Raw genomic sequence first — 11219 nt, 5'->3', positions numbered from 1 at the left:
CGTCAACGCCAACCCGCGGCGCTCATTTGCCGGCGGCGGGCACTTCGTACGGTAGCGACAACAGTTCGTCCGGCGCCAGGTAGCGCCATTCGCCCAACGCGAGATTGCCCATCGGCAGACCGCCGATCGCGATTCTGACCAGCCCTTCCACTCGATTGCCTGCGGCGGCGACCATCCGTTTGACCTGATGGTATTTGCCCTGCGTGATCGTCATGGCAATCTCGTGAGACGAGGCACGCATGACATCCGTCGCGGCGAGCGGCTCCGTCTCGTCGCGCAGCAATACGCCGTCGCGCAAGGCCTGCAACATGTCGTCGGTGACCGGATGCTTGGTCGTGGCCACGTACCGCTTGGGCACGTGGCGACGCGGTGACATCATGGCATGCAGGAACGCACCGTCGTCGGAGAGCAGCAGCATGCCGGTTGTATCCTGGTCGAGGCGACCGGCCGGCTGCACGCCGCGCACGGCCATCGGCAACGGGAGTAGCGAATGCACGCCTTCGTGATGCGTCGGGCTCGTGGAGCACTCGTAGCCTTGCGGCTTGTTGAGCAGCACGTAGACGTGTTCGCGATATTCCCACGGCTCGCCGTCGAGCGTGAATTGCAGACCTTGCGGGTCCAACGACTCGCGCGGATTGTCGTGCACCACGCCGTCGATGGCAAAGGCACCGGTGACAATGAGTTTGCGGCACATCTTGCGACTGCCGAAGCCCTGCGATTGCAGTAAACGATCTAGCTCGATGATGCGATCTCCGTCCGGGCATGCATGAAAAAAGCCGATGATCTTTCGATCATCGGCTTTCTTAAATTTTTGGTGCCCAGAAGAGGACTCGAACCTCCACGGTGTTACCCGCTAGTACCTGAAACTAGTGCGTCTACCAATTCCGCCATCTGGGCTTCGTCAGCTCGCTTGCTGCTTGCTCGCTACGAAGAAGCAAGATTATGCCGAGGGGCTTACATACTGTCAAGCGATTTGCGGCAAAAAATGATAAATCGGGGGACGACCTACCTGATCGGGGGCGCCGCCACGTTAGGCGGCGTGGCCCATATGCTCCGAGCGAATCATGTCGATCAAATGGCGCAATCCCGGAAGCGTTTGACGTCGGCTCGGGTAATACATCGACAGGGGCGGCCCGTCGACGGCCCAGTCCGTCAACACGGCTTCGAGCGTGCCGCTGGACAGTGCCTGCGACACGTTTCGCTCCAACACGTAGGCCAACCCCAGGCCGCCCGTTGCCGCCGCAATCACGCCGTCGCTCTCGTTGATGCTAAGCGCCCCCGGCACATCCAGTTCGATCGCCGTTGGCCCATTGCCCAGCTCCCACTTGTAGAGCGTGTTGTCGCCCAGGCGCATCCGGATGCAATTGTGCGACATCAGATCCTGCGGCACCTTCGGTCGGCCATGCCGCGCGAGGTACGCGGGCGACCCGACCACGATCCACTTCAGCGCGCGCGTGAGCGGCGTTGCGATCATGTCGCCCGGCACCGTGTCGCCATACCGCATCCCGGCGTCGAAACCTTCCGCCACGATGTCGAGCATCCGATCGTCCACCGTGACATCCAATTCGATGTCCGGATACGACGCCACGAATCGCGGCAGAATCGGATCCAGCAGCAAACGCGCCGCATCGCGCGGCACATTCAGTCGCAAACGCCCGGCCGGCGACGCACGGTAGCGGTCCAATGCGCCAATGGCCGAGGCAATCTGCTCGAGGCCCTGTTCCAGCTCCTTCGCCAGTGCGGCGCCCGCGGCCGTTGGCGACACGGAGCGACTTGTGCGGTTCAGCAACTTCACGCCCAGGCGCGCTTCCAGATTGCGCATCGCGTGACTCAGGGCCGAGGTCGTTACCCCCAGTTCGGTGGCGGCCTCCCGAAAACTCTGCCGGCGGCAGATCGTGACAAAGACGTTCAAATCGGCAAGCTCACCGCGAGTGAAGGCAGGCATGTCATTCCCAACAAGTATCAAGCAACCGAAATCGAATACGCGCTACACGCGCGGCACGCCCAACCCCTTGGATGGCCGTTGAGCAATATTCAATTTTTTATGAGGCAAATTCTACCGATTTCGCTCGACGTCTGGACGGAGGGCGCGTGTGGCGTGACGCGCGCGCGACATGTTTTGCGAATCGCTCGCGCGGTGACGCACATCGTGCTCGGTCTCCGATCGATCGGCATCGATGGTTGGCAGTGCGCTGTACCGGCGTCGGCGCTCGGGAAGGGAGGGGCGGACGGTGGGCGAGCGCGCATGAAAAAAGCCGATGATCTTTCGATCATCGGCTTTCTTGAATTTTTGGTGCCCAGAAGAGGACTCGAACCTCCACGGTGTTACCCGCTAGTACCTGAAACTAGTGCGTCTACCAATTCCGCCATCTGGGCCTCGTCGACTTGCTGACTGCTTGCTCGCCGCGAAGAAGTGAGATTATGCGTACGCCGTGCGGCACTGTCAACACTTGGGTGGAATAATTTTTCTTTTTTCTCACCCGCCTGCAAGCCCACGCTCAAATTCCGCATAGGTGGCAGTTTTCGCGAGGTTTGCCGTATGATTGTCCCTGACTGTGCGACCCCGCGTTTTCGCGCGACGCACAACACCACGGACCGTCGGGCGCCAGATGTGCCCCTCGGCCGGACTCAACCGGCACAGCAACGCTACCGACCTTTGAGCAAATATCCCTATCCGATTCCGAGCCGCGAAGAAATCCTCGGTGTCCTGCGCACCGCCGATGCCGCGCTGTCCGCCAACGATATCGCCGAAGCCCTGGCGATCAAAAAGCAGGAGCGCGAAGGCTTCTTCAAGCGCCTCGCCGCCATGGAGCGCGATGACCAGATTCGCCTCGACCGCCACGGCTATTATCAACTGACCCACCCCTCGAACTTCATCGCCGGCCGTGTCATCGGTCACCGCGACGGCTACGGTTTCGCCGTGCGCGACGAGGGCGGCGACGACCTCTTCCTTCCCAGCGAAGAGATGAAGAAGGTCATGCACAACGACCGCGTCCTTCTGCGCGTTGCCGGCTACGATCGCCGAGGCCGTCCGGAAGGGCATATCGTTGAAGTGGTGAGCCGTGCCAACACGCACGTCATCGGTCGCCTGCTCAACGAAAACGGCGTGATGGTCGTCGCCCCGGAAGACAAGCGCATCGGCCATGACATCCTGATCCCGCCGCGCGCCCAGGGCAAGGCCAAGGTCGGTCAGGTCGTGTCCGTCGAACTTACCGATTACCCCAGCCGCTATAGCCAGCCCATCGGCCGCGTCTCGGAAGTCCTTGGCGACATCGACGACCCCGGCATGGAAATCGAAATCGCCGTGCGCAAGTACGGCGTGCCCCACCAGTTCTCCGCCGAAGCGCTCGCCGCTGCCGGGGCGCTGCCCGATGAAGTGCGTGCGCCTGATCTGCGTCACCGCATCGATTTGCGCGACGTGCCGCTCGTCACCATCGACGGAGAAGATGCGCGCGACTTCGACGATGCCGTGTACTGCGAGCCGGCCAAGGTCGGCCGCAGCGATGGCTTCCGCCTGATCGTCGCCATCGCCGACGTCTCGCATTATGTGACTTCCGGCGGCCCCCTCGACGCGGACGCCCTGACGCGCAGCACATCGGTCTACTTCCCGCGACGCGTCATTCCGATGCTGCCGGAAAAGCTCTCGAACGGCTTGTGCTCGCTCAATCCCGACGTGGATCGCTGTGTCCTCGTGTGCGACGCCCTCGTCGCCCCGAACGGCGAAGTCAAGGCCTATCAGTTCTATCCGGCCGTGATCCACTCGGCCGCGCGCCTGACCTACACCGAAGTGGCCGCCGTTCTCGGCAACACCAAAGGCCCCGAAGCCCAACGCCGCGCCGCGCTGCTGCCGCATCTGCAGAACCTGTACGAGCTGTACAAAGTGCTCGCGAAAGCGCGCAAGACGCGTGGGGCCATTGAATTCGATTCGACCGAGACGTATATCGTCTGCAACGCGCAAGGCAAGATCGAACAGATCCTGCCGCGCACGCGCAACGATGCTCACCGTCTCATCGAGGAATGCATGCTCACGGCCAACGTGTGCGCCGCCGACCTCCTCAAGCGTCACAAGCAGGCGGGCCTGTACCGGATTCACGCCGGTCCGTCGGGCGAACGACTCCAGGTGCTGCGCACGTTCCTCAAGACGCTCGGGCTGTCGCTCGGCGGTGGCGACGAGCCTGCAACGTCCGATTACGCGGACCTGATGACGCAGATCGAGTCGCGCCCCGACGCACCCATGCTCCAGACGATGCTCCTGCGCTCGATGCAGCAAGCCGTCTACAGTCCGGACAACATCGGCCACTTCGGGCTGGCGTATCCCGCCTACGCGCACTTCACCAGCCCGATTCGCCGCTACCCGGACCTGCTCACGCACCGTGCCATCAAGGCGATTCTGGCGGGCAAGAAGTACGAGCCCGAAGTCCCGGCGGGTGTGGAAATGACGACCGGCCTCTCGCCGCACGCGCGCAAGCTCCAGAAGGCCGATGACTCCGCCGCCGGGAAAGCCAAGAAGGCCGCAGGCACCAAGAAGCACGATGCCATCTGGGACGAGCTGGGCCTGCATTGCTCGGCGAATGAGCGTCGTGCCGACGAAGCCTCGCGCGACGTCGAAGCGTGGCTCAAGTGCTACTTCATGCGCGACAAGCTCGGCGAGGAGTACGGCGGCACCGTCAGCGCCGTCACCTCGTTCGGCATCTTCGTGCAGCTCGACGATCTCTTTATCGAAGGCCTCGTGCACGTCACGGAGCTCGGCAGCGATTACTTCCAGTTCGACGAAGTCCGCCACGAACTGCGCGGCGAGCGCACCGGCATCCGCTATCGACTGACCGACCGCGTGCGCGTGCAGGTGAGCCGTGTAGACCTGGACGCGCGCAAGATCGACTTCCGTCTTGTGCGCGAAGTCAACGCGCGCACGCTGGCGAAAACGTCGGGTCGCACCGAGCGCGGCGGCGCACCGGTGCCGGCCCCCGCCGCCGGTGCGCCAGGACTGGCCGGTTCGGCGGGTTCCGCCGCAGCCCGGCCGGGCATTCGCCAGATGCCCAAGGGCGGTGCGCTGCTCAACGGCGTGCAACTGGCCCCGGCGGGCAAGCACGCCGCCAAGCCGAAGTCCGTAAAAGTGAATGCCGCGCGGGCTGAGCGGGCTGAGCGAGGCGCCACCTCGCCAGCGAAGTCGGGAGGCGGCAAGGCGCCGGTGAAGCGTCCAGGAGGTCCGGCGAAGAAGCCGCGTCGTTGATTCGCGCAGCGCGGCGGAGGGTTTGCAGTAAGATGGGCGCCTTGTGCCGGCGGTGACCGGCAACAGGGGTCCGCGATGGATTGCGGCGGCGGTGGCCCATGCGGGCTCCGCCGCCGTCGTGCTTTGTGCGGCGCCCGTTGTCGGCGGCCGTGCCGGCACACGCTATTTGAGGATGTGAAATGAGTCAATTGAAACTGCTGTTCGGCTTTCATGCCGTGACGGCGCGTCTGCGCCACGATGCCGGTAGCGTCGAAGAGATTTACTACGATCCGAGCCGGCGCGATCGCCGCATGACGGACTTCCTGAAGCACGTTGAGTCGCTCAAGGGCGCCCCGGGCGTAAAGGTCAAGGTCATTCAGGCCGACGGCAAGCGCCTGGACGGCATGGCCGGTTCGTCGCGCCATCAAGGCGTGGTTGCGCGTGCTCAGGAAGTGTCGCTGGCGCTGAACCTCGACGAATTGCTCGATGGCATCTCCGGGCCGCCGCTGCTGCTCGTGCTCGACGGCGTGACCGATCCGCACAACCTCGGTGCGTGCCTGCGTGTGGCCGACGGGGCCGGGGCGCACGCGGTCATCGCACCGAAAGACCGCGCCGTCGGTCTGAATGCGACCGCCGCCAAGGTGGCCAGCGGCGCGGCGGAAACCGTGCCTTACATCATGGTGACGAACCTCTCGCGCACGCTTCGGGAATTGCAGGAGCGTGGTATCTGGGTGGTCGGCACCTCCGACGACGCCCCTGCCGACATCTACCGCACCAAGCTCACCGGGCCGATGGCGATTGTCATGGGGGCGGAAGGCGAGGGCATGCGCCGACTGGTGCGCGAGCACTGCGACGAGCTGATGAGTATTCCGATGGCGGGCGGCTGCGAAAGCCTGAACGTTTCGGTAGCGAGCGCCGTCTGCCTGTACGAAGCGGTACGCCAGCGCGCAGTGGCGGCCAAAGGCGCCAAGTGACAAACGTGAAGTGAGCGACTTCACGCCGAGGGGATGACGTCAAGGACGTGAGGTCAGCGGTGCGAAGCCAAGCCAGCGACGCCCGGCGCAAGATTGCCGGGCACGTCGCAGGGGGCGTTTAGCGTGCCGCGTCGATCAGCGCTTCCAGCTTGATCGCATCGGCGGCAAACGCGCGGATCCCTTCCGCGAGTTTTTCGGTCGCCATGGCATCGTCGTTGAGCGCAAAGCGGAACGACGGCTCATCCGTTTTCACGCGATCGATGCTCGCGGCGCGGGCGTCCTTCGCGTCGAGCCGTCGAGGCACTTCGCTCTGTGTCGTGCGGAGTTGTTCGAGCAGGGCGGGGCTGATCGTCAGCAGATCGCAGCCTGCCAATGCCAGGATCTGCCCGGTCGAGCGGAAGCTCGCACCCATGACTTCCGTGTCATGGCCGAAGTGCTTGTAATAGCGATAGATGGCGGCCACCGAGCGCACGCCGGGATCGTTCTCTCCCGCGTTGTCCGCCTCGACCCAGTTCGCACCCGCCGACTTCTTGTACCAATCGTAGATTCGACCGACAAACGGTGAAATCAGCCGGGCGCCTGCCTCGGCGCAGGCCGCCGCTTGCACCAGCGAAAACAGCAGCGTCATGTTGCAGCGAATCCCGTCGCGCTCGAGAATCTCGGCCGCGCGAATGCCTTCCCACGTCGAAGCAATCTTGATGAGCACGCGGTCGCGCTCGATGCCTTGCGCCTCATACATGGCGATGAGCTTGCGCGCACGGACCACCGTGCCGGCCGTATCGAACGACAGTCGCGCGTCCACTTCCGTCGACACGCGACCCGGCACGATGTCCAGAATCTCCCGCCCGAAGGCAATCAGCAGACGGTCGATGATCTCCGCGGTGGATTCCGCGCGGTGTTCACTGACGATGCGGGTGAGCATCGGGCGGTAGGCGTCCTTCTGGACGGCACCGAGAATCAGCGACGGGTTGGTCGTGGCGTCTTGCGGCTTGTAGGCGTCCATCGCCTGGAAGTCGCCGGTGTCGGCAACAACGATCGTGTGGCGTTTGAGCTGGTCGAGCTGATTCATGAGAGCGGCCTTGCGAGAAATGCACTGCGTGACATGAAGTCCGGGATGCGACCGGGCGATGAAAAACGGCGCGGCCCGCCTGACTCCGGTAAACTTCCGACTTTACCAAACTTTGCCGGAAATCCCCATGACCCAGGACGAACTCAAGCGCTTGGTCGGCGAGGCCGCCGCCGACTATGTGAACCAGCACGTGCCCGAGGGCAGCGTGATCGGCGTGGGCACCGGGTCCACCGCGAACTGCTTTATCGACGCGCTCGCCGCCCACAAGGGCCGCTATCGCGGTGCCGTCTCCAGTTCCGAGGCCAGCACCGAGCGTCTGCGCAAACATGGCATCGAAGTCTTCGACCTCAACCAGATCGACAGCCTGCCGGTCTACGTCGACGGTGCCGACGAGATCAACGCGCTTGGCCACATGATCAAGGGCGGCGGCGGGGCGCTCACGCGCGAGAAGATCGTCGCCTCGGTGGCGAAGGAATTCGTGTGCGTCGTCGACGCGTCCAAGGAAGTTGCCGTGCTTGGCGTCTTTCCGCTGCCGGTCGAAGTGATCCCGATGGCGCAGGCGAGCGTCGCCCGTGCGCTGACGGCGCTGGGTGGCAAGCCGCAGGCGCGGGTGCGTGCCGACGGCAGCCCGTACATGACCGACAATGGGTGTGCGATTCTTGACGTCCACGGGCTGCAGATCCTCGATCCGGTGGCGTTCGAGGCGCAGGTCAACCAGATCCCGGGCGTCGTGACCGTAGGGCTCTTCGCACAGCGCGGCGCGGACATCACGCTCATGGGTACGCCGCAAGGCGTGCGCACGCTCGACTACCACAACTGATCCCGGGAGGGCAGGATGGCTGGATCGCGTCGTCTTCCCGAAACCTGGTTCCGCCGAGGCCTGTGGCTGATCGCCGTGTTGTTTGCGGCGTTCCTCATTGGCCTGGGCGGGCTCGTCGTCGACAAATTGCCGGGCGTAGCGCCTGCGCCGACGCTCGACTCGTTCGTCGATCGCGGGCAGGCGGCCGGTGCCGACGCCGCCATCAAGCAGGCGCAGACACAGCTCGAAGATGTCGAGAGCCGGTTGGAGACGGCGCGTTTGCAGCTCAAGGCGCGGAGTACGGCGTATCGCAGTGCGCGAGAGTCGTTCAACGATTGGGTGGCCACGCGTACGGCGACGGCGCAGGCCAGTCAGGATACGGAGCTTGTTGCGCGCACGCAGGCGCTCGATGCCTTGAAGGCGGCGCAGCGCGACGTCCAGACGCAAGTCGATGCCCTCGAGGCAAAACAGCTGGATGCCCAGCGCGCGGTGCAGTCGGCGCGCATGGCGCGCTATGCGCTGAACACGGCGGCGGGAGAAAAGCTTGCGGCGATCCAGCGTGCGCAGGATTTGAAAGTATTCGGCATTCGGCTTGCGCTTACGCTGCCATTGCTGGTGGTGGCGGGATGGCTCTTTGTGCGCCAGCGCAAAAGCACGTGGTGGCCATTCGTGTGGGGCTTCATCTTCTTCGCGCTGTTTGCGTTCTTCGTAGAGCTGGTGCCGTACTTGCCGGACTACGGTGGATATGTGCGGTACCTCGTGGGCATTGTGCTCACGGTGATGATCGGACGCTACGCCATCGTGTCGTTGCAGCGATACCTGGCGAGGCAGAGGGCGGAGGAGCAGTTACCGGACGAAGAGCGTCGCAAGACGTTGTCGTACGATTTGGCGCAGGCGCGGTTGGCGAAGTCGGTGTGTCCGGGGTGTGAGCGTCCGGTGAAATTGGACGATCCGAATCGCGATTACTGCGTGCACTGTGGCATTTGCCTGTTTGACCATTGCGGTGTGTGCGATGCGCGCAAAAACGCGTTCGCGCATTTCTGCCACCACTGCGGAGCGGCTTCGGCTGGCAAGGCAGCCGTGGGTGGCACGACGCCCGCCTGACCAGCACATCCAGCAGATCTCAATCGAGAAAAAAAGCATACGAGCCGATTCGCCTGCCTGTTTCCCGACGCCGGTGGCATGGTGCCATAGGGCGTATGCGGGGACGGATCGGGGCCCCTTTCTGCAGCGAGTTGGGTTTATGTCTGAGCGGCGGAAAGGGGCCCCGATCCGTCGGGGGGGAGGTGTTTACTCAGAGGGCGGCGGCACATAGCCTTGAGCGACATCGGCGCCGTCTCCGAAGAAATACTTTTCGGTTTGCTTGACGAGATATTGGCGGGCGCGCGGATCGGCCATATTCAGGCGGTTCTCGTTGATCAGCATGGTTTGTTGCTTGAGCCAGCCGGCCCAGGCTTCTTTCGAGACGCTTTCCCAGAGGCGTTTGCCAAGTTCGCCGGGCATGGGGGGGAAATCGAGACCTTCGGCTTCTTTGCCGAGTTTGACGCATTGAATCATGCGAGCCATGGGGAACTCCTTCGTGATCTGGTTGGGGCGTGAATGAATGTTGGGCGCATGAGTCGGTCCCGGAGAGGGGAATCGACATGCGACGAAAAAGCGCGCTGCGGCCGAGAGCGGTAGATGGGGACAACGGCGCGAGACACAAGGGGGAGCCTTGGGCGTGCGCCGCCTGCCTGCCCTTCGTTACAGCTTCTTGATGAGCACCAGCGAGCGGCGTTGCCAGTTATACAGGCGTCGGCGGTCGGCCGGCAGATCGTCGACGCCTGCCTTGACGAAGCCGCGCTTGAGGAACCAGTGCTCGGTGCGCGTGGTGAGAACGAACAGGCGATCCAGACCGCGGGCACGGGCGCGTTGCTCGATGTGTTTGAGCAGGCGTTCGCCGTCCCCGGAGCCTTGCGCTTCCGGGTCGACGGTCAGGCAGGCCATCTCCCCGATGCGTTCCATCGGATACGAATAGAGTGCCGCGCAGCCGAACAGGCGACCATCGTGCTCGATGACCGAGAAGTGATCGATGTCGCGCTCCAGCTGGTTGCGACCGCGTCGCACCAGCGTGCCGTCTGCCTCCAGCGGTTCGATGAGCTGCAGAATGCCGCCGACGTCGTCGATCGTCGCTTCGCGCAGGCTCTCCAGGTTCTCGTACGAGATCATGGTGCCCACGCCGTCGTGCGAGAACAGTTCGAGCAGCATGCTGCCGTCGAGCGCGAAGGGCACGATGTGGGCACGGCCGACACCCGCCCGGCAGGCGCGCGTCGCGTACTTAAGATAGAACGCCGAATCGCGGTCGAGCGTACCTTGCGACTGCAGGCGCTGGGCGTCTTCGAGGGTGAGTTCGTGCTGCAACTCGTTGTACTCGTTCATGACGCCGGGCGTTTCCGTGATGAAAATCAACTTGTCGGCACGCAGCGCGATGGCCGCCGACGACGCCACATCTTCCATCGTCAGATTGAACGACTGACCGGTCGGCGAGAAGCCCAGCGGGGAGAGCAGCACGATCTTGCCGCTCGCCAGCGACAGGCGAATCGACTCGGCATCGACCTTGCGAACCACGCCGGTGTGCTGGAAATCCACGCCGTCCACGATGCCCACCGGGCGCCCCGTCACGAAGTTGCCCGACACGACGCTGATGCGCGCATTGCCCATGGGCGTGTTCGGCAGCCCCTGGCTGATCGACGCTTCGATGTCCAGCCGCAGTTCCCCGGCCGCTTCCTTCACCGCTTCGAGCGCGGCCGCGTCGGTAATGCGCAACTGCTGGGCGAAGTGCGACTCGATATGTCGCAGGCGCATCTGCTCCTCGACCTGCGGTCGCGAACCGTGCACCAGCACGATATGCATGCCCATCGCGCACAGCAGCGCGACATCCTGAATCAGGGTGTCGAGTCCGCCCGCCGCGACGAGTTCGCCACCGAAGGCGACCACGAAGGTCTTGTCGCGGAACGCATGGATATAAGGGGCGACCGATCGCAGCCAGTCCACGAACTGGGCTTGGTGGGCGGTCTCTTCGTCTTGTAGGGCGGGGTCGGGTTCGGTCAGCATGAGTGTACGTGCGCAAACATCCGCAGATTATATAATGCGCGCCCATGGCAAGTGATGAACGAAATCGACAATCTC

9 protein-coding genes and 2 tRNA genes are annotated in these 11219 nt (G+C 63.7%); 4 read left to right on the top strand and 7 right to left on the bottom strand.

Translation table 11 applies throughout. The annotated features are described in order from the left end of the window. Positions 1-22 precede the first annotated feature (22 nt). The 4 genes from BGP02_RS02310 to BGP02_RS02295 all read right to left on the bottom strand — a co-directional run bounded on the left by BGP02_RS02310 (position 23) and on the right by BGP02_RS02295 (position 2376). A complete protein-coding gene (locus tag BGP02_RS02310) occupies positions 23-742 on the bottom strand; it encodes a pseudouridine synthase (protein ID WP_026131869.1) in 720 nt (239 codons plus the stop codon). Positions 743-812: 70 nt separating this feature from the next. Next, positions 813-897, bottom strand: a tRNA-Leu gene (locus BGP02_RS02305). A gap of 133 nt (positions 898-1030) precedes the next feature. Further along, entirely contained in the window at positions 1031-1945 is a 915-nt protein-coding gene (locus BGP02_RS02300; protein ID WP_017232019.1) for a LysR family transcriptional regulator, read from the bottom strand. Positions 1946-2291: 346 nt separating this feature from the next. Continuing rightward, positions 2292-2376 (bottom strand) — tRNA-Leu (locus BGP02_RS02295). A 280-nt stretch (positions 2377-2656) separates the two neighbouring features. Between BGP02_RS02295 and rnr the strand changes: the two genes are divergently transcribed. Together rnr and rlmB are read left to right on the top strand one after the other, a co-directional pair. Then, a complete protein-coding gene (rnr, locus tag BGP02_RS02290) occupies positions 2657-5230 on the top strand; it encodes a ribonuclease R (protein WP_261938715.1) in 2574 nt (857 codons plus the stop codon). 179 nt (positions 5231-5409) lie between these two features. Next, a complete protein-coding gene (gene rlmB, locus BGP02_RS02285; RefSeq protein ID WP_017235749.1) occupies positions 5410-6183 on the top strand; it encodes a 23S rRNA (guanosine(2251)-2'-O)-methyltransferase RlmB in 774 nt (257 codons plus the stop codon). Positions 6184-6301: 118 nt separating this feature from the next. Here the strand turns inward: rlmB and tal are convergent, their stop codons facing one another. Continuing rightward, a complete protein-coding gene (gene tal, locus BGP02_RS02280; RefSeq protein WP_017235750.1) occupies positions 6302-7252 on the bottom strand; it encodes a transaldolase in 951 nt (316 codons plus the stop codon). A 127-nt stretch (positions 7253-7379) separates the two neighbouring features. Here tal and rpiA point away from each other — a divergent pair, with 127 nt between their 5' ends. Both rpiA and BGP02_RS02270 read left to right on the top strand, forming a co-directional pair. Next, on the top strand, positions 7380-8072 hold the full coding sequence (gene rpiA, locus BGP02_RS02275; RefSeq protein ID WP_017235751.1) for a ribose-5-phosphate isomerase RpiA: 693 nt from the start codon (positions 7380-7382) through the stop codon (positions 8070-8072). 15 nt (positions 8073-8087) lie between these two features. After that, on the top strand, positions 8088-9155 hold the full coding sequence (locus BGP02_RS02270; RefSeq protein ID WP_017235752.1) for a hypothetical protein: 1068 nt from the start codon (positions 8088-8090) through the stop codon (positions 9153-9155). Between the two features lie 186 nt (positions 9156-9341). Here the strand turns inward: BGP02_RS02270 and BGP02_RS02265 are convergent, their stop codons facing one another. Both BGP02_RS02265 and argA read right to left on the bottom strand, forming a co-directional pair. Continuing rightward, complete coding sequence (locus BGP02_RS02265) at positions 9342-9617, bottom strand: oxidative damage protection protein (RefSeq protein ID WP_017235753.1); 276 nt, start codon at positions 9615-9617, stop codon at positions 9342-9344. A 177-nt stretch (positions 9618-9794) separates the two neighbouring features. Beyond that, complete coding sequence (gene argA / locus BGP02_RS02260; protein ID WP_130025723.1) at positions 9795-11144, bottom strand: amino-acid N-acetyltransferase; 1350 nt, start codon at positions 11142-11144, stop codon at positions 9795-9797. Between the last annotated feature and the right edge of the window lie 75 nt (positions 11145-11219).

This window comes from Pandoraea sp. 64-18 (assembly GCF_001899225.1).
GTDB classification, from domain to species: Bacteria; Pseudomonadota; Gammaproteobacteria; order Burkholderiales; family Burkholderiaceae; genus Pandoraea; species Pandoraea cepalis.
Note: the sequence above shows the minus strand (reverse complement) of the source record. Positions and strands in the feature narration are given on the sequence as shown.

Coding starts and splice junctions, on each gene's coding strand:
- BGP02_RS02300 (WP_017232019.1), bottom strand. CDS start 1,945: ATGCCTGCCTTCACTCGCGGTGAGCTTGCCGATTTGAACGTCTTTGTC.
- rlmB (WP_017235749.1), top strand. CDS start 5,410: ATGAGTCAATTGAAACTGCTGTTCGGCTTTCATGCCGTGACGGCGCGT.
- tal (WP_017235750.1), bottom strand. CDS start 7,252: ATGAATCAGCTCGACCAGCTCAAACGCCACACGATCGTTGTTGCCGAC.
- rpiA (WP_017235751.1), top strand. CDS start 7,380: ATGACCCAGGACGAACTCAAGCGCTTGGTCGGCGAGGCCGCCGCCGAC.
- BGP02_RS02270 (WP_017235752.1), top strand. CDS start 8,088: ATGGCTGGATCGCGTCGTCTTCCCGAAACCTGGTTCCGCCGAGGCCTG.
- BGP02_RS02265 (WP_017235753.1), bottom strand. CDS start 9,617: ATGGCTCGCATGATTCAATGCGTCAAACTCGGCAAAGAAGCCGAAGGT.
- argA (WP_130025723.1), bottom strand. CDS start 11,144: ATGCTGACCGAACCCGACCCCGCCCTACAAGACGAAGAGACCGCCCAC.